Genomic DNA, 17,854 nt, shown 5'->3' with positions numbered 1-17,854 from the left:
GTTTTTCTCATTGATGGTGCGATATGGACTCAATCGAACAACAACTTACTGAACTGCGAACCACGCTTCGCCATCATGAATATCTCTATCATGTTATGGACGCACCGGAAGTGCCGGATGCGGAATATGACCGCCTGATGCGTGAACTGCGCGAGCTGGAAGCGCAGCACCCCGAACTGATTACGCCCGATTCCCCAACGCAGCGCGTCGGCGCGGAACCGCTGGGCGCTTTCAGCCAGGTGCGCCATGAAGTGCCGATGCTGTCGCTGGATAACGTGTTTGATGAAGAGAGTTTTCTGGCTTTCAACAAGCGTGTGCAGGATCGCCTGAAGAGCATCGACAATCTGAGCTGGTGCTGCGAGCTAAAGCTGGATGGTCTGGCCGTTAGCATTCTTTATGAGAACGGCGTGATGGTGCGTGCCGCAACGCGCGGCGACGGCACTACCGGGGAAGACATCACCACTAATGTGCGCACTATTCGTGCGATCCCGCTGAAACTGCGTGGCGATAACATTCCCGCCCGGCTGGAAGTGCGCGGGGAAGTGTTCCTTCCGCAGGCGGGCTTCGAGAAGATCAACGAAGAAGCGCGTCGTACCGGTGGGAAAGTGTTTGCAAACCCGCGTAACGCGGCGGCAGGTTCGCTGCGTCAGCTCGATCCACGAATCACCGCGAAGCGACCGCTTACTTTCTTCTGCTACGGCGTCGGGATCCTGGAAGGCGGTGACCTGCCAGATACTCACCTGGGTCGTTTAATGCAGTTCAAAGAGTGGGGGTTACCGGTTAGCAACCGCGTGCAGCTCTGCGACTCTCCGGAGGCGGTGCTGGCGTTCTATCACAAGGTTGAAGAGGATCGTCCCACGCTCGGGTTTGATATTGATGGCGTGGTGATCAAGGTTAACTCGCTGGCGTTGCAGGAACAGTTAGGATTTGTGGCCCGTGCGCCGCGCTGGGCGGTAGCCTTTAAGTTCCCGGCGCAGGAGCAGATGACCTTCGTTCGCGACGTGGAGTTTCAGGTAGGGCGTACGGGGGCGATTACGCCTGTGGCGCGTCTGGAGCCTGTGCAGGTGGCTGGCGTGCTGGTAAGTAACGCCACGCTGCATAACGCCGATGAAATTGCCCGCCTGGGCCTGCGCATTGGTGACAAAGTGGTGATTCGCCGCGCGGGCGACGTGATCCCACAGGTGGTTAACGTTGTTGAGTCTGAACGTCCTGCCGATACCCGTGCCATCGAGTTTCCAGCCCACTGTCCGGTATGTGGTTCGGACGTTGAGCGCGTGGAAGGTGAAGCGGTAACGCGCTGTACGGGCGGGTTAATCTGCGGCGCGCAGCGTAAAGAGTCCCTGAAGCACTTTGTCTCCCGCCGGGCGATGGACGTCGACGGAATGGGTGACAAGATTATCGACCAGTTAGTTGAGAAAGAGTACGTCCATACGCCAGCGGACCTCTTTACCCTGACGGCAGGTAAGCTGACCGGTCTTGATCGTATGGGGCCAAAATCTGCCCAGAACATCGTTAACGCGCTCGAGGCGGCCAAAAACACCACCTTTGCCCGTTTCCTTTACGCGCTCGGCATTCGTGAAGTCGGCGAGGCGACAGCGGCAGGGCTGGCGGCGTATTTCGGCACGCTGGACGCGCTGGAGAAAGCCACCATCGACGAGCTACAGAAAGTCCCTGATGTCGGCATTGTGGTCGCTACCCATGTTTTCAACTTCTTCGCCGAAGAGAGCAACCGTGAAGTGATCGGTAAATTACTGGAACAGGGCATTCACTGGCCTGCACCGGTAGTGGTTAATGCCGAAGAGATCGACAGCCCGTTTGCCGGTAAAACGGTGGTGCTGACCGGCAGCCTGAGCCAGCTCTCGCGCGATGACGCGAAAGCGCGCCTGGTGGCGCTGGGGGCAAAAGTGGCGGGAAGCGTATCGAAGAAAACCGACCTGGTGATTGCCGGGGAAGCGGCCGGTTCGAAGCTGGCAAAAGCGCAGGAGCTTGGCATCGAGGTGATCGATGAAGCGGAAATGATGCGCCTGTTAGGAGAGTGACGTGGAAAAAGAGCAGCTCGTTGAGATCGCCAATACGGAGATGCCGTTCGGTAAATATAAGGGCCGCAGGCTGATTGATTTACCGGAAGAGTATCTGCTGTGGTTTGCCCGTAAGGATGAATTCCCCGCCGGGCGTCTGGGCGAACTGATGGCTATCACGTTACTGATCAAAACGGAGGGGCTGACCCAGCTGGTTCAGCCCCTGAAACGTCCTTAAACTTTCGCGGCGCGGGTCTCTTCCTGCGCCAGCTTTTCCGTCTGCGCCTTGTAACGCCGCGCCAGTACTGCACATACCATCAGCTGGATCTGATGGAAAATCATCAGCGGCAACACCATCATCCCAATGACGGACGTCGGGAACAGAATATTGGCCATTGGGATCCCGTTGGCGAGGCTCTTTTTCGATCCGCAAAATACAATGGTGATTTCATCGGCTTTATTGAAGCCGCATTTGCGGGCCACAAAGACGTTAACCGCGATGACAATGGCCAGCAGAACGATGCTTACCACCACAATAAACAGCAGCGATCCAGCGCCCACCCTGTGCCAGATGCCGTTCACCACGGCTTCGCTGAAGGCCGTGTAAACCACCAGCAGAATTGAGCTTTGGTCCGTTTTCCCGATCCATTTTTTATGTTTCGCCACAAACGCCCCAATCCAGGGACGGGATAAGTGTCCGAGCACAAACGGCAGCAGCAGTTGCAGACAAATTTTACCCACCTGCTCCAGATTGCCTTCCGCACCGTGCATGTTCATCAGCAGACCGACCAGCAGCGGTGAAACAAAGATCCCCAGCAGGCTGGAAGCGGAAGCAGAACAGACCGCCGCCGCGACGTTACCGCCCGCCAGCGAGGTAAAGGCAATAGCGGACTGCACGGTGGCCGGTAAAATGCACAGATAAAGGAAACCGGTATACAGCGCCGGATCGACATTCACCGGCGCCCACCAGGCGAACAGCACGCCCAGAACCGGGAAAAGGATAAAGGTGCTGCACATTACCCACAGGTGCAGTCGCCAGTGGCTACCGCCTGCAATAATGGCTTCCCGGGAGAGTTTGGCGCCATGCATAAAGAACAGAAGGGCAATGGCTGCCGTGGTCAGCCCTTCAATAACCGGAACGAAACTGCCCCGCGCCGGGAAGAACGAGGCCAGCAAGACGACACCAATCAGGGTCAGCGTAAACGGATCAAGGATACGAAAAAGTTTCATAATCACTCCTGAAAACAGATGCCGCTATTGTGCTTTCTTCCCTTTGAGAAATAAAATTGATTTATTGCATCCATTCATGAATTAAACAGATGAATTATTCGTTACGTCAGCTTCGCGTTTTCGTCACCGTCGCGCAGGCCCGCAGCTTTAGCCGGGCAGGGGAGATCATTGGCCTCAGCCAGTCGGCGGTGAGCCATAGCGTTAAGGAGCTTGAAACGCAAACGGGAGTGAAGCTGCTCGACCGTACGACGCGAGAAGTGGTACTCACCGAAGCGGGACAGCAGCTGGCAATGCGACTGGAAAGGCTGCTGGATGAACTGAACAGTACGCTCAGGGATGTTGGCCGGCTCGGACAACAGCTTTCCGGTACCGTGAGAGTGGCGGCGAGCCAGACGATTTCAGCGCATCTTATTCCCCAGTGTATCGCTGAAAGTAATCACCGCTATCCGGATATCGATTTTGTTTTGCACGACAGGCCGCAGCAGTGGGTACTGGAGAGTATCCGTCAGGGGGATGTGGATTTTGGCATCGTTATTGATCCCGGAGCGGTAAGCGACCTGGAATGTGAAGTGGTGCTCTCGGAGCCCTTTTTATTGCTCTGCCGCGATGATGATCCGCTGGCATCGCTGCCACAGGTGGCCTGGCAGGCCTTGCAGGGGGCAAACCTGGTGTTACAGGATTATGCATCAGGCAGCCGTCCGCTGATAGATGCCGCACTGGCCGCGCAGGGTGTTAAGGCAACCATTGTGCAGGAGATCGGGCATCCTGCCACGCTCTTCCCGATGGTCGAAGCGGGGATTGGCATCAGCGTTCTGCCGGCGCTGGCGCTGCCACTGCCGCAGGGGAGTCGTTTAACGGTGAAGCGTTTCGTACCCTGTGTCGAACGCCAGCTGATGCTGGTACGCCGTAAAAACAGGTCACTTTCCGGCGCGGCGCATGCCTGCTGGGATGTGGTGCGTATGCAGGCCGAACGTTTGATGGAGGCCCGCACACGCGATCCACTTTTTAACGAAACCAATAATCAGATGTAGATATTAATCTGATGCTCCGCGGAGGGCTTATTGATGCCTTCCGCGACTGCCTGACCTTTTTCCTGTTTTGGCATCGCCTCTTCTGCCTGCTGACGCTGCAATTGCGCCAGCTGTGCCTGCAACATAGCCAGCTGAGATTCGAGTAATTCCTGCTGCTTTTGCTTCTCTTCTGCTGTGGCATCACCCATGGCCACTTCTTTGAGCTGCTGAGTGACTTTCGTTATCTGTTTGGTCAGACGGGTGATTTGAGAAGCAATGTCGTTTCCGCCGGAGCTGTTATCTACGCTGCCGATTTCCATCGCCGACAGAGAAACGGGCTTAAGAGTTGTCATATTGAGATCCTTTTCGCCATAAAATAGAGGTATCGGCAAAGAAGGCGTGAGCTTGAGTAAAACAAGCGGTCTGGCTGCAATGGGGATGTGCTATATCGCAGATAGCAAAAAAGCGCCTTTAGGGCGCTTTTTTACATTGGTGGGTCGTGCAGGATTCGAACCTGCGACCAATTGATTAAAAGTCAACTGCTCTACCAACTGAGCTAACGACCCGAAATGGTGGGCGATGACGGGCTCGAACCGCCGACCCCCTCCGTGTAAAGGAGATGCTCTACCAACTGAGCTAATCGCCCATTTCGGAACTGCTGCGATAAGGTGAGAATGGTGGGCGATGACGGGCTCGAACCGCCGACCCCCTCCGTGTAAAGGAGATGCTCTACCAACTGAGCTAATCGCCCAATCTCAATGCTTATCTACATTGCGAGTCTACCGAAGTAGATGGTGGGTGATGACGGGCTCGAACCGCCGACCCCCTCCGTGTAAAGGAGATGCTCTACCAACTGAGCTAATCACCCCCGCTGTGTGGAGTCGCATTATAGGGAGAGTTGAAAATGAGTCAACGCATTTTCTAAAGTTTTTATTCGTTCGTCGTAAAATTAGTCAAAACGATCGCAAAACGGACTGTGGCGCATGATTTATAAACAAAAACAGCAATCTCGAACCGGATAAAGTGATCGACATTGAGGAATCGGCCCACAGTGATAGAATATTGCCCATTGTTTTCTTCCCGGAATTTGCCGATTACCGGCATCTTTATAACGTAAGGCCATTTCATGAAAATCAAAACTCGCTTCGCGCCGAGCCCGACAGGCTATCTGCATGTCGGTGGTGCACGTACCGCTCTCTACTCCTGGCTTTTCGCACGTCACAACAACGGTGAGTTTGTGCTGCGTATTGAAGACACCGATCTGGAGCGCTCAACGCCGGAAGCAATTGAAGCCATTATGGATGGGATGAACTGGCTGAATCTGGCGTGGGACGAAGGTCCATACTTCCAGACCAAACGTTTTGACCGCTATAACGCCGTAATTGACGAGATGCTGGTGGCAGGCACGGCCTATAAGTGCTACTGCTCCAGGGAGCGTCTGGATGCGCTGCGTGAAGAGCAAATGGCAAAAGGCGAAAAACCGCGTTATGACGGTCGTTGCCGCCATGACCACAGCGAGCATGCTGCGGATGAGCCTTGCGTAGTGCGTTTTGCTAACCCACAGGATGGCTCTGTTATCTTTGATGACCAGATCCGTGGCCCGATCGAATTCAGCAACCAGGAGCTGGATGACCTTATCATTCGTCGTACTGACGGATCGCCAACCTATAACTTCTGCGTAGTTGTGGACGACTGGGATATGGAAATCACTCACGTGATCCGTGGTGAAGACCATATCAATAACACCCCGCGTCAGATCAACATTCTGAAAGCGCTGAACGCGCCTGTACCGGTGTATGCGCACGTATCAATGATCAACGGTGACGACGGTAAAAAGCTGTCCAAACGTCATGGCGCGGTGAGCGTGATGCAGTACCGTGATGACGGCTATCTGCCGGAAGCGCTGCTGAACTACCTGGTGCGTCTGGGCTGGGCTCATGGTGACCAGGAGATCTTCAGCCGCGAAGAGATGATCGAGCTGTTCTCTCTGAACTCGGTCAGCAAATCAGCCAGCGCGTTCAACACTGACAAACTGCTGTGGCTGAACCATCACTACATCAATACCATGCAGCCAGAATATGTGGCGACTTATCTGCAATGGCACATTGAACAGGCAAACATCGATACCCGTACGGGCCCTGAACTGGCGGATCTGGTGAAGCTGCTTGGCGAGCGTTGCAAAACGCTGAAAGAAATTGCTGAAAGCTGCCGTTACTTCTATGAAGAGTTTGACGCGTTCGACGCCGACGCGGCCAAGAAACACCTGCGTCCGGTTGCGCGTCAGCCGCTGGAAGTGGTGCGTGATAAACTCGAAGCCATTAACGAATGGACTGCGGAAAATGTTCACCACGCGATTCAGGCTACCGCTGATGAGCTGGAAATTGGCATGGGTAAAGTCGGTATGCCGCTGCGCGTTGCGGTGACGGGGGCAGGCCAGTCTCCGGCGCTGGACGTGACCGTTCATGCCATCGGCAAATCACGTAGCGTTGCGCGTATCAACAAAGCGCTGGGCTTTATTGCTGAGCGTGAAAGCCAGCAGTAATACTCGTGTAATACAAAAAACGGCAGGGTAACCTGCCGTTTTTTATGCCTGTTATTCAGCAATACCAAGACGCGTGAGAAAACCCTGCAACCCTTCACGAGCGAGCAACTTGTGCAAACGTTCCTGTTCGACAGTCGTCATGTTTTCCAGCGAGTCGATAATTTGTGGAAGCAGGCTGGATGAGGTTGCCACGCCGTAGTGGGAGGGGCTTTCCGCCACATGGTAAACAGCCCGACGGTTACGAATGGCGGGAAGACTAATGATGTGCTCCTTAACGTGCGCATCAATACATATCACCCTCGCTCTTCCGCCTTTTACACCGTTGATACCCTCCGTTTTCCATCCCTTCTGTCGTATCCAGCGATTAACGGTTTGTCGGGCTACGCCCAGACTGTCCGCCAGCTCTTCCGTGGTCATTTTGCTGCGTAATCTTTTCATATCAGCGTTGGTCGCGAATCCCTAAACGTTGTAACAAGCCGGTAATCCCTTCCCGCAGTAACAGCGATGTCATCTGCTTTTGCTCTTCCGGCGTCATTTCATTCGCCAGCGTCAGGAGCAGGGCATGAAGCGAGCCCTCGTGGTACGCCTTATCTGGCAGTTCCGGCGTCTCTGTTGCCCTGCGCGCGCTGCGAATAAAGTCGCGCACTTTTTCATTGACGTGTACCAGACGCGCTTTGCCACCCTGAACGCCTGGCTTTGGCGATGTAATCCAACCCTCTTTGCGTACCCATTTATTGATGGTCTGTCGGCTATAGCCAGTCAGCAGGGCTAACTCTTCTGGCGTCATTCGTTCCTTGATCATACAATTTCCTGAATATCTGTGGGGTTAATTAGTGGTTCATTTTATAGCACCGTTTTACGTGAAAACGTGACAAGCTTAACTCCTGGCTGCGAGCAGGCTCGCAAAGTGATTCATTTGCATGATTTTTCGGCGATTGAAAGGCGGAGGCTGAATTTGCCGTTGACACTCTGCGGCGGAATTCATATTATGCCGCCCGTCAACATGACAGCTTTACGACGGGGCTATAGCTCAGCTGGGAGAGCGCCTGCATGGCATGCAGGAGGTCAGCGGTTCGATCCCGCTTAGCTCCACCAAACTCTGAACCCAACAGAGTGCGGTAGGTAAAGTAACATGTGGGGCTATAGCTCAGCTGGGAGAGCGCTTGCATGGCATGCAAGAGGTCAGCGGTTCGATCCCGCTTAGCTCCACCAAAATTTAAACCCTCGTCGCAAGACGGGGGTTTTTTTATATCTTGTAAAATATTTTAGACTGTTTTTGTTGCAATTAACGTCGTTTTCTACACCTCACCTCAATCCAAATCAATAAACAAGTCTATAAATAGACCTGAACTTGATTCGTGTTATTAATAAACCTATTATCCATGCGGTCAATGAGACGATGGTAAAATAGATTATCCGGATTAATGAATAGAAAAATTTACAATAATGTAAAGATATTTATGATTGCCCTGGCGCTAAGCCTGATTGCGATTCCTTTTTCTCGTTATATCTCTCCACGGGCCATCGTCAGCGAAAATGATGTTTATCTGGCGTGGTTGCCCTTAAGTGCCATGCTCGCCATCGTGTTGTTATTTGGACGACGGGCAATCATTCCTTTGCTGTTAAGTTTTAGTATTACTAATATTTATAATCTTGATTTAGCACCACTACAATATGCCGTATTATCATGTTGTCAGACGTTTACCGTCTTCGCCGCCTGTGGCGTCATCCGTCTGGTGCTGGGCAAGCGCTGGCGACACAGCATACCGAATAAGTACATTGGCATACGTATTTTCTGGCTCGGATTTATGGTGCCTGTGGGCATCAAATTATCGATGTATCTGGCGGGATATTTATTTGATTTCCCGGTGACAATCTCCTCCTATTTCGGCGAAGGCTCTGCAATTTATAACGTTATCGATATTCAGAGTCTGATTTGTGCCGCCCTGATTTTCACCATGATGTTCTATTATCCGTTAAGAATGATTATTAATCCTCGCTATGCCCGAACATTCTGGCGGCGGAGCGTGAAGCCCCTCTTTTGTCACAAAAAAGCGTTATTTATCGTTGTGTGGCTGATGCTGTTGATCTCGATGATCGCTATTTTATGCGCGCCTTTTGAGTCGCAGTTTATTGCGGGTTATTTGATGCCAATCGTTTTCATTCTTTTCACCCTGGGGATTGGTCGTCTGAGCTATGCGCTCATCTCTTTATTCTGGGCGGCCTCGGCGCTCATGCTGTTGACCTATAATTATAATTTTCTTAATGGCGTTGAATCGGGCCACTCGCTCTCCTTTATCCTGTCGGTGCTTATCTCTTTCGCCATCTGCCTGCTTTACATGTCGCGGATCTACCAGAAAAGTGAATGGCTGAAACAGGGGTGGCAGGAGAGGGCGCTTACCGATCCGCTCACCGGTCTGCCTAACATTCGTGCGCTGGAAGTGTTTTTACAGCACCATCCCGAGGCCAAAGTCTGCTGCCTGCGCCTGGATAATCTCGAATTCCTGAGCCGTCACTACGGCATCCTCATGCGTGTACATTGTAAAAAGATGATAACCGCGTCGCTGCAACCGTTATTGCAAAAAGACGAGAAGCTCTTCCAGTTGCCGGGCAGTGAGCTGGTAGTGGTCTTGCTGGGTCCGGGCACGGCTGAACGTCTGCAATATATGGTTGATCATCTGAACAGCCGTAAGATTATCTGGAACAAGACTGAGCTCGACATCGAGTTTGGCGCCTCCTGGGGTGAAGTGCCGGATGGAGAAAGCCTGCATCACACGCTGGGTCAGCTGAGCTGGCTCTCCGAGCAGTCCTGTGCCGGGCACAACGTCCTGGCGTTAACCAACAGTCTGGATGATGTCTCCGGTCAGACGACGGACAGAGTGCTGATGCTGGCCCGCATAAAACGCGCCCTTGATATCGGTGGGCTTCACCTTTACGCCCAGCCAATCCATAACGCGCGTGGGGAAGGGTACTTTGAAATCCTCTCAAGGCTTGAAAGCGAGGGGGAGATCATCACGCCTGATCGCTTTATTCCGCTGATTGCTCAGTTTAACCTGAGCCACCGATTTGACCTGAACGTGATGGAAAAATTGCTGAAGTGGATGCGCAGCCATCCGTCCGAACGGGCCGGAACGCGGTTCTCCGTCAATCTGATGCCGCTGACGCTGATGCAAGATGAGATTGCGGCTGAGATCATCGCGCTTTTTGAACGCTACGCCATTGCGCCGCAAGATATCGTCATTGAGATCACCGAGGAACAGGCTTTCTCTGACTCGGGAAGCAGTATCAACAATATCCAGCAGCTGCGGGATTACGGCTTCCGCATTGCTATTGATGACTTTGGTACCGGCTATGCCAACTTTGAGCGCCTGAAGCGGCTGGAGGCCGATATCATTAAGATCGATGGCTGCTTCGTGAAAGATATCTGCACCGACAGCATGGATGCGATGATCGTGCAGTCCATTTGCAACATGGCCAAAACGAAATCGCTTTGTGTGGTGGCTGAATATGTGGAATCGGCTGAACAACGCGAGATGTTGCTGCGATTCGGCGTGGACTATTTGCAGGGCTATTTGATTGGTAAACCACTGCCCCTGACGGCGCTGGAGGCATAAAAAAAACCGGGAGCGATGGCTCCCGGTTTTTATTGCACGGTATGAATTACAGAACCAGTGCTGCGATAGAGGCAGACAGGACGCTCACCAGTGTTGAACCGTAAACCAGCTTCAGGCCAAAGCGAGAAACGACATTACCTTGCTCTTCGTTCAGGCCTTTAATCGCACCAGCGATAATACCGATGGAAGAGAAGTTCGCGAAGGAGACCAGGAAGACGGACAGGATCCCTTCCGCACGTGGGGAGAGCGTGCTGGCAATCTTCTGGAGATCCATCATCGCCACGAACTCATTGGAAACCAGTTTCGTTGCCATGATACTGCCCACCTGCAACGCTTCGTGAGCGGGCACGCCCATCACCCAGGCAACCGGGTAGAAGATGTAGCCCAGAATACCCTGGAAGGAGATACCGAGTACGGCCGCAAACAGGGCGTTCAGCGCAGCGATCAGCGCGATAAAGCCAATCAGCATCGCGGCGACGATAATTGCAACCTTGAAACCCGCCAGAATGTATTCACCCAGCATTTCGAAGAAGCTCTGTCCCTCGTGCAGGTTTGACATCTGAATGTTCTCTTCGCTGGCATCCACACGGTACGGGTTAATCAGCGAAAGCACGATAAAGGTGCTGAACATGTTCAGAACCAGCGCCGCAACTACGTATTTTGGTTCCAGCATGGTCATATACGCGCCCACGATAGACATGGAAACGGTAGACATTGCGGTTGCCGCCATGGTGTACATGCGGTTACGGGACATCTTGCCGAGAATATCTTTATACGCAATGAAGTTCTCAGACTGACCCAGGATCAGCGAGCTGACTGCGTTAAAGGATTCCAGTTTGCCCATGCCGTTAACTTTCGATAACAGGAAGCCGATCGCACGGATAACCACCGGCAGAACGCGGATGTGCTGAAGGATACCGATCAGGGCAGAGATGAAGACGATAGGGCAGAGCACCTTCAGGAAGAAGAAGGCCAGACCCTGATCGTTCATGCTGCCAAAGACGAAGTTTGTCCCTTCGTTGGCAAATCCGAGCAGTTTTTCGAACATTTCGGAGAAGCCTTTCACGAAGCCCAGGCCTACGTTGGAGTTCAGGAAGAACCACGCAAGTAAAACTTCAATGACCAGCAGTTGGACAACATAGCGAATACGAATTTTTTTGCGGTCTGTGCTGACCAGCAATGCAAGTGCAGTAACGACAACGAGTGCCAGGACAAAATGAAGGACGCGGTCCATATTTGCTCCAAATATGAGGCAGGTTTAATTTCCGTGCACATTCTATGTAACAAGCACAAAGAAAACGAGATCAAGCCCACACTATAGTTACATCCTGTGACGAGTCTCAAAAATAGTGATCAACAAGACATTTTTGTTATGTTAGGTAAATGAGTGAAAAGTTAAGTTTGTGTGCTACGCTTCACAAATGTCTGCGCATTTTCACATTCTGTGACCTTGCTCCACCTGCCTGTCTATCGTTCCTGACTATCAGAGAAATCATGTTAACCGTTACAAATGAACTTGATAATCATTCTCATTTTGATAGCATAAAACATAGCAAAGGCTATATTTCCAGAGGCAGAAATGACGAATAGTCGCGTAGAGAGTAGCAGCAGCAGAGCGGCACGCAAGCTGCGGTTCGCATTAATGGGACCGGCATTCATTGCCGCGATTGGCTACATCGATCCGGGTAATTTTGCGACCAACATTCAGGCCGGGGCCAGTTTCGGCTATAAACTGCTGTGGGTTGTGGTCTGGGCCAATCTGATGGCGATGCTGATTCAGATGCTCTCCGCGAAGCTGGGTATTGCTACCGGAAAAAACCTGGCGGAGCAAATCCGCGATCATTATCCACGTCCGGCAGTTTGGTTTTACTGGGTTCAGGCGGAAATTATCGCCATGGCCACCGATCTCGCCGAGTTTATCGGGGCGGCGATCGGCTTTAAGCTTATCCTGGGCGTCTCCCTGCTTCAGGGGGCGGTGCTGACCGGTATCGCCACTTTCCTGATTCTGATGCTCCAGCGGCGGGGGCAAAAACCGCTGGAGAAAGTCATCGGCGGCCTGCTGCTGTTCGTCGCTGCCGCCTATATTGTTGAGCTGATTTTCTCCCAGCCGAATCTGGCGCAGCTGACGAAAGGGATGGTGATCCCGTCGTTACCCACTTCTGAAGCCGTTTTTCTGGCTGCCGGGGTGCTGGGGGCGACCATCATGCCGCACGTCATTTATCTGCACTCTTCATTAACCCAGAATCTGCATGGCGGGACGAGTAAAGAGCGCTACTCCGCCTCGAAATGGGATGTGACTATCGCGATGACCATTGCCGGATTTGTGAATCTGGCGATGATGGCGACCGCCGCCGCCGCGTTCCACTTTAACGGGCATACCGGGGTTGCCGATCTCGACCAGGCTTATCTGACGCTGGAGCCGTTGCTGAGTCATGCCGCTGCCACTATTTTTGGTTTAAGCCTGGTTGCTGCGGGTCTTTCATCTACGGTTGTGGGGACACTGGCCGGGCAGGTGGTGATGCAGGGGTTCGTACGTTTCCATATTCCGGTGTGGGTTCGCCGCTCGGTCACGATGCTGCCTTCCTTTGTTGTGATCCTGATGGGGCTGGATCCGACCCGCATTCTGGTGATGAGTCAGGTACTGCTAAGTTTCGGGATTGCGCTGGCGCTGGTGCCACTGCTGATCTTCACCAGTAATAAATCGCTGATGGGCGAACTGGAGAATTCGACGTGGGTGAAGCGCGCCGGGTGGGCCATTGTGGTCGTGGTGGTGGCGTTAAACTTGTGGTTGCTGATAGGCACAGCCGCAGGCCTGTAAAAGAAAAAGGAGCCGGAAGGCTCCTTTTTGTTGTTAATGGTGATGGCCGTGACCGTGGCCTCTGCCTTTTCCATGACCCCAGCCGCCACGGCGGTCGTCACGATCGTTCCAGCCTTCGCGGTAGCCGCGTTCGTAAGCCTTACGCTTATCCCAGCCACGGTGATAGCCGTTATCGTGTTTCCACCAGCGGTTTTGACGCCATTCATAATGGCGATGCCAGTAGTCACGGTCGCGCCAGTAGCCACCGTCCCAGTATCTGCCGTAGTCATCACGATCGCCAATTTGTAATTTAATCGATGGCAACAGGGTGATTTCGCCCGCACTGGCGACCAGCGGGGCCGAAGCCAGTAATACCGCTGCAAGAATCAGTGACCTGAACATACTCTTCTCCTTCACGATCGGGGCCGCTGTGCGACCTGTTAACGCAATTTTACGAGTTGGTAAACATTCGTTTCATCGCCTCAACTCCTAAATCATGAACGAGAGCACTTTTTGCTAAAAGTGTTTTTAATCTGAACTGGACAGGATCGTATCTATCGTCTTCAGCTCTTCTGCCGTGAACCGACAATTCTCAAGCACGCCTGCTGCATCTTCAATTTGTCCGGTCTTGCTTGCGCCGATGAGCACGGATGTCACCGCATCGTGGCGCAGGATCCAGGCCAGTGCCATTTGCGAAAGCTTTTGCCCCCGGTTTTCCGCCAGCGCATTCAGCTTGCGTACCTTTTCCAGCTTTCTGTCGGTGATCTGCTCCGGGTTAAGGAACTTACTGCCGCTTGCTGCGCGAGAATCCGCCGGGATACCGTTCAGATAGCGATCGGTCAACTGTCCGCCCGCCAGGGGGGAGAAGGGGATACATCCCACCCCTTTATGCTGCAACACGTCCAGCAACCCCTCTTCAGGCGCACGTTCAAACATGGAGTACTTCGGCTGGTGGATCAGACATGGCGTGCCCAGATCCTCCAGTATTTCAATCGCCTGCCTTGCCACTTCTGCCGGGTAGTTGGACAGACCGATGTACAGCGCCTTGCCCTGACGCACCACATGGTCAAGCGCTTTCATGGTTTCACGTAGCGGCGTTTGTGGATCCGGGCGGTGGTGATAGAAAATATCGACATACTCCAGCCCCATACGCCTGAGGCTCTGGTCCAGGCTGGCGATCAGATATTTACGTGAGCCCCAGTCACCGTAAGGCCCGTCCCACATGGTGTAGCCCGCTTTAGTGGAGATGATCAGCTCATCGCGCCAGGGCAGGAAATCCTCCTGCAAAATGCGCCCGAAATTACGTTCGGCCGAACCAGGAGGCGGGCCGTAATTATTGGCAAGGTCAAAATGCGTAATACCCAAATCGAAAGCACGCTGTAAAAGTTGACGGCTGTTTTCGAGTAACGTCGCGTCGCCAAAATTATGCCAAAGCCCCAGCGAGATGGCGGGAAGCTTAAGGCCGCTTTGTCCACAGCGGCGATATTGCATTGTCTGATAACGATTTTTGTCAGGCTGATAACCCATTGACGAGACCTCTGGCGCTGGAAAGAAACATCAGTGTATACGTTTACACTAACCTGAAGAAAATGAGCATAGCTCAGCTTTTTTCGTAAAGCATTCTTTCCAGACCCTGATTATCGCCAATTCTGGACACGCTTCACGCTTATTTAATACTCAGAGTGAGGTCAACGTCAGAAGGACACTTATAATATGCGTACCCCCTATTGCGTCGCCGATTACCTGCTGGACCGACTAACAGATTGTGGTGCCGATCATCTGTTTGGCGTGCCGGGCGACTATAACCTGCAATTTCTCGATCACGTGATAGACAGCCCGGACATCTGCTGGGTGGGCTGTGCCAACGAACTGAATGCGTCTTACGCCGCAGACGGCTATGCCCGCTGTAAGGGCTTTGCCGCGCTCCTGACGACATTCGGCGTTGGGGAGTTAAGCGCCATGAATGGTGTGGCGGGCAGCTTTGCCGAACATGTTCCCGTCCTCCATATTGTGGGGGCCCCGGGTATGGCGGCGCAGCAGCGAGGAGAGTTATTGCACCATACGTTGGGCGACGGCGAGTTCCGCCATTTCTATCATATGAGCGAACCCATCACCGTTGCACAGGCGGTACTTACCGAACAAAACGCCTGCTATGAAATTGACAGAGTCCTGACCACTATGCTGCGGGAGCGCCGTCCGGGCTACCTGATGCTGCCCGCTGATGTGGCGAAAAAAGCCGCTACGCCCCCTGTAAGCGCTCTCACTGTTAACCCCGCACCGGCTGATTCAGCCTGCTTGCAGGCGTTCCGTGAGGCTGCCGAAAAGCGCTTGTCCACGAGCAAACGCACCGCGCTGTTAGCGGACTTCCTCGTACTCCGCCATGGTCTGCGCACGGCCCTTCAGACGTGGGTGAAAGAGGTGCCGATGGCACACGCCACCATGCTGATGGGCAAGGGCATTTTTGACGAACGACAGAGCGGTTTTTACGGCACCTACAGCGGATCGGCGAGCGCCGCGCCGGTCAAAGAGGCCATCGAGGGGGCTGATACGGTGCTGTGTATTGGCACGCGCTTTACCGATACGCTCACTGCCGGGTTTACCCACCAGCTGACGCCAGACCAGACGATAGAGGTTCAGCCACACGCGTCCCGCGTCGGCGACGTCTGGTTTACGGGTATCCCGATGAGGGAGGCCATTGAAACGCTGACAGCGCTGTGTAAAACCTATGTTCGTGATACGCGAGCGCCATTGGATCACAGCGGCTTTTCGTTCCCGACTATCGAAGGGGCGCTGACTCAGGAGAGCTTCTGGCGTACCCTGCAAACGTTTATCCGCCCCGGAGACATTATTCTGGCTGACCAGGGAACGTCTGCTTTCGGCGCTATCGATCTGCGTTTACCGGCGGACGTGAACTTTATCGTCCAGCCGCTGTGGGGATCGATTGGCTACACGCTGGCGGCAGCGTTTGGCGCGCAAACGGCGTGTCCGAACCGACGCGTGATTGTCCTGACGGGTGACGGCGCCGCGCAGTTGACCATTCAGGAGCTGGGATCGATGCTGCGCGACAAGCAGCGCCCGATTATTCTGGTGCTTAACAACGAAGGATACACGGTGGAAAGGGCCATCCACGGGCCGGAGCAGCGCTATAACGACATTGCCCTCTGGAACTGGACGCAGATCCCGCAGGCGCTGAGCCTGGCGCCTCAGGCAGAGTGCTGGCGCGTCAGCGAAGCGGAAGCGCTGGCGGAGGTGCTGGATAAAGTGGCACACCATGAGCGGCTTTCGCTGATCGAGGTGATGCTGCCGAAAGCCGATATTCCGCCGCTGCTGAGCGCGCTGACCAAAGCGCTGGAGGCGCGCAATAACGCCTGATTACCTGTCGTTTCGCCATCCCATCAGCATCGGTTTGCCCGCCAGCAGGAGCCAGGCGGGCAACATCACGATACAGAGCAGCGGCAGAAGCGTGGTATCCGGCACGACAACGGCCGCCATAAACAGGCTCAGCCACGCATCGCGCGTGACCACCAGTACCAGCCCCAGAATGGAACAGGAGACGGTAATCGCCGCAGGGACAGCGTCAACGTGCTCATGCAGCATCAGCCCCAGCGCGACGCCAACAAATACCGCCGGGAAGATTCGACCTCCCCGGAAACCACAGGCCGCAGCGACCACCAGCGCCGCCAGTTTTACCAGCGCGAACAGCAGATAATCGGAGACGCTAAAGACCTGGCTGAAGGCCAGCTGCTGCATCTCGTCCAGACCCTTAAACAGCGTAACCGTCCCGCCGATGGCGCCTAAAACGCCCAGAATAAAACCCCCCATGCCCAGAATCAGCACCGGATGCTTCAGCCTGTGCATCAGGCGATGCAGGCGAGGGAGACACCACACCGCGACCATCCCCAGCGCAATGGCGATCGCGACGACGACGGCACCGCTGAAAATATCGGTGAGTTGCATCTGGCCGTAGTGGGGGATGGTGAGTGAAAAATGGGGATGGAAAAACAGGCTGGTGGTGAGGGCTCCCGCAGCGGCGGCCATTAGCGGCGCGAAGAGTTTATCCCACAGCGGTACTTCATGATCACTGCTGAGGGTTTGCGAAAAAATGAGCGCAGCCGCGACCGGAGTGCCAAACAGCGCCCCGATGGTGCCTGCTGACGCCAGGATCGTCCAGTCCAGCGCGCCAACGCGCGGGAAAAGACGCGCCCCCAGAAAGACCGCCAGCGCGATATTAACCGCCATAATGGGATGTTCAGGCCCGAGGCTTACGCCGCCCGCAAGACCGATAATCAGCGCGATAATAAGCCCCGGCAGAGCAGAGGGAGAGACAGGCGCGCCAATCAAGGGTTCCAGTGCCGGGTCCGGCCCGGCATGACCCGGGCTATAGCGGATCACCAGCCCTACGGCAATCCCGGTCAGGGTCAGCATCATCATGATCCAGCCCGGCGAGTCAATGCTGATGCCGAGTTTTACCGGAAGCGCGGTCCATAAAATCGTTTGCAGCACCGCCGCCACTTTCATGACGACGATGAGCACCAGGCTCGACGCCACGCCAATAATCAGCGCCGGGACAGCCAATAACAGCATGGTTCTGGCTCGCGGATGGAGCATGATGATTTCCTTGTACAAAACGGCTTAACGTTACT

At 54.1% G+C, this 17,854-nt stretch carries 15 protein-coding genes and 6 tRNA genes; 9 read left to right on the top strand and 12 right to left on the bottom strand.

What is annotated here, in order from left to right; translation table 11 throughout:
• Positions 1-23 precede the first annotated feature (23 nt).
• Together ligA and FZF21_RS15185 are read left to right on the top strand one after the other, a co-directional pair.
• Complete coding sequence (ligA, locus tag FZF21_RS15190) at positions 24-2,039, top strand: NAD-dependent DNA ligase LigA (protein ID WP_017383473.1); 2,016 nt, start codon at positions 24-26, stop codon at positions 2,037-2,039.
• A 1-nt stretch (position 2,040) separates the two neighbouring features.
• Entirely contained in the window at positions 2,041-2,256 is a 216-nt protein-coding gene (locus tag FZF21_RS15185) for a DUF3820 family protein (protein WP_003861328.1), read from the top strand.
• Here FZF21_RS15185 and FZF21_RS15180 read toward each other — a convergent pair.
• Complete coding sequence (locus FZF21_RS15180; RefSeq protein WP_015572227.1) at positions 2,253-3,248, bottom strand: bile acid:sodium symporter family protein; 996 nt, start codon at positions 3,246-3,248, stop codon at positions 2,253-2,255. The two genes, FZF21_RS15185 and FZF21_RS15180, sit on opposite strands and share 4 nt — an antisense overlap.
• A gap of 89 nt (positions 3,249-3,337) precedes the next feature.
• Between FZF21_RS15180 and FZF21_RS15175 the strand changes: the two genes are divergently transcribed.
• The gene (locus FZF21_RS15175) at positions 3,338-4,279 is read left to right on the top strand and encodes a LysR family transcriptional regulator (RefSeq protein ID WP_033487403.1); all 942 of its coding nucleotides are present in this window, start codon (positions 3,338-3,340) and stop codon (positions 4,277-4,279) included.
• On the opposite strand, the gene FZF21_RS15170 is transcribed toward FZF21_RS15175, so the two are convergent.
• The 5 genes from FZF21_RS15170 to FZF21_RS15150 all read right to left on the bottom strand — a co-directional run bounded on the left by FZF21_RS15170 (position 4,270) and on the right by FZF21_RS15150 (position 5,126).
• The gene (locus FZF21_RS15170) at positions 4,270-4,611 is read right to left on the bottom strand and encodes a FlxA-like family protein (protein ID WP_017383471.1); all 342 of its coding nucleotides are present in this window, start codon (positions 4,609-4,611) and stop codon (positions 4,270-4,272) included. The two genes, FZF21_RS15175 and FZF21_RS15170, sit on opposite strands and share 10 nt — an antisense overlap.
• A gap of 137 nt (positions 4,612-4,748) precedes the next feature.
• Positions 4,749-4,824: transfer RNA gene (locus FZF21_RS15165), tRNA-Lys, on the bottom strand.
• Between the two features lie 4 nt (positions 4,825-4,828).
• Positions 4,829-4,904: transfer RNA gene (locus FZF21_RS15160), tRNA-Val, on the bottom strand.
• Between the two features lie 29 nt (positions 4,905-4,933).
• Positions 4,934-5,009: transfer RNA gene (locus FZF21_RS15155), tRNA-Val, on the bottom strand.
• 41 nt (positions 5,010-5,050) lie between these two features.
• Positions 5,051-5,126: transfer RNA gene (locus tag FZF21_RS15150), tRNA-Val, on the bottom strand.
• Between the two features lie 258 nt (positions 5,127-5,384).
• On the opposite strand from FZF21_RS15150, the gene gltX reads away from it, so the two are divergent.
• Complete coding sequence (gene gltX / locus FZF21_RS15145; RefSeq protein WP_047737512.1) at positions 5,385-6,800, top strand: glutamate--tRNA ligase; 1,416 nt, start codon at positions 5,385-5,387, stop codon at positions 6,798-6,800.
• A 51-nt stretch (positions 6,801-6,851) separates the two neighbouring features.
• On the opposite strand, the gene FZF21_RS15140 is transcribed toward gltX, so the two are convergent.
• A complete protein-coding gene (locus FZF21_RS15140; RefSeq protein WP_017383469.1) occupies positions 6,852-7,238 on the bottom strand; it encodes a YfeC-like transcriptional regulator in 387 nt (128 codons plus the stop codon).
• 1 nt (position 7,239) lies between these two features.
• Positions 7,240-7,602, bottom strand: coding sequence for a YfeC-like transcriptional regulator (locus tag FZF21_RS15135; RefSeq protein WP_015572232.1), 363 nt, complete (start codon positions 7,600-7,602; stop codon positions 7,240-7,242).
• A 217-nt stretch (positions 7,603-7,819) separates the two neighbouring features.
• Between FZF21_RS15135 and FZF21_RS15130 the strand changes: the two genes are divergently transcribed.
• The 3 genes from FZF21_RS15130 to FZF21_RS15120 all read left to right on the top strand — a co-directional run bounded on the left by FZF21_RS15130 (position 7,820) and on the right by FZF21_RS15120 (position 10,414).
• A tRNA-Ala gene (locus FZF21_RS15130) sits at positions 7,820-7,895 on the top strand.
• A gap of 41 nt (positions 7,896-7,936) precedes the next feature.
• A tRNA-Ala gene (locus FZF21_RS15125) sits at positions 7,937-8,012 on the top strand.
• 212 nt (positions 8,013-8,224) lie between these two features.
• Positions 8,225-10,414 carry an EAL domain-containing protein gene (locus FZF21_RS15120; protein WP_149121257.1) on the top strand — a complete coding sequence of 730 codons (2,190 nt, stop codon included), beginning with the start codon at positions 8,225-8,227 and terminating at the stop codon, positions 10,412-10,414.
• A 46-nt stretch (positions 10,415-10,460) separates the two neighbouring features.
• Here the strand turns inward: FZF21_RS15120 and nupC are convergent, their stop codons facing one another.
• A complete protein-coding gene (gene nupC / locus FZF21_RS15115) occupies positions 10,461-11,648 on the bottom strand; it encodes a nucleoside permease NupC (protein WP_003861341.1) in 1,188 nt (395 codons plus the stop codon).
• A gap of 345 nt (positions 11,649-11,993) precedes the next feature.
• On the opposite strand from nupC, the gene FZF21_RS15110 reads away from it, so the two are divergent.
• Positions 11,994-13,232: an Nramp family divalent metal transporter gene (locus tag FZF21_RS15110; protein ID WP_149121258.1), complete on the top strand. Its 1,239-nt coding sequence runs from the start codon at positions 11,994-11,996 to the stop codon at positions 13,230-13,232.
• A gap of 33 nt (positions 13,233-13,265) precedes the next feature.
• Here the strand turns inward: FZF21_RS15110 and FZF21_RS15105 are convergent, their stop codons facing one another.
• Both FZF21_RS15105 and mgrA read right to left on the bottom strand, forming a co-directional pair.
• Positions 13,266-13,613, bottom strand: a complete 348-nt coding sequence (locus tag FZF21_RS15105) for a DUF2502 domain-containing protein (protein ID WP_015572233.1) — start codon at positions 13,611-13,613, stop codon at positions 13,266-13,268.
• Between the two features lie 126 nt (positions 13,614-13,739).
• Positions 13,740-14,738 (bottom strand): L-glyceraldehyde 3-phosphate reductase, encoded by a 999-nt coding sequence (gene mgrA / locus FZF21_RS15100; RefSeq protein WP_015572234.1) that lies wholly within the window; start codon positions 14,736-14,738, stop codon positions 13,740-13,742.
• Between the two features lie 186 nt (positions 14,739-14,924).
• Between mgrA and ipdC the strand changes: the two genes are divergently transcribed.
• The gene (ipdC, locus tag FZF21_RS15095; protein WP_017692977.1) at positions 14,925-16,583 is read left to right on the top strand and encodes an indolepyruvate decarboxylase; all 1,659 of its coding nucleotides are present in this window, start codon (positions 14,925-14,927) and stop codon (positions 16,581-16,583) included.
• Here ipdC and FZF21_RS15090 read toward each other — a convergent pair whose 3' ends face one another.
• Positions 16,584-17,819, bottom strand: coding sequence for an ion channel protein (locus tag FZF21_RS15090; protein WP_032619299.1), 1,236 nt, complete (start codon positions 17,817-17,819; stop codon positions 16,584-16,586).
• Positions 17,820-17,854 lie beyond the last annotated feature (35 nt).

The sequence above is a fragment of the Enterobacter sp. LU1 genome (assembly GCF_008271405.2).
Classification (GTDB): Bacteria; Pseudomonadota; Gammaproteobacteria; order Enterobacterales; family Enterobacteriaceae; genus Enterobacter; species Enterobacter hormaechei_C.
Note: the sequence above shows the minus strand (reverse complement) of the source record. Positions and strands in the feature narration are given on the sequence as shown.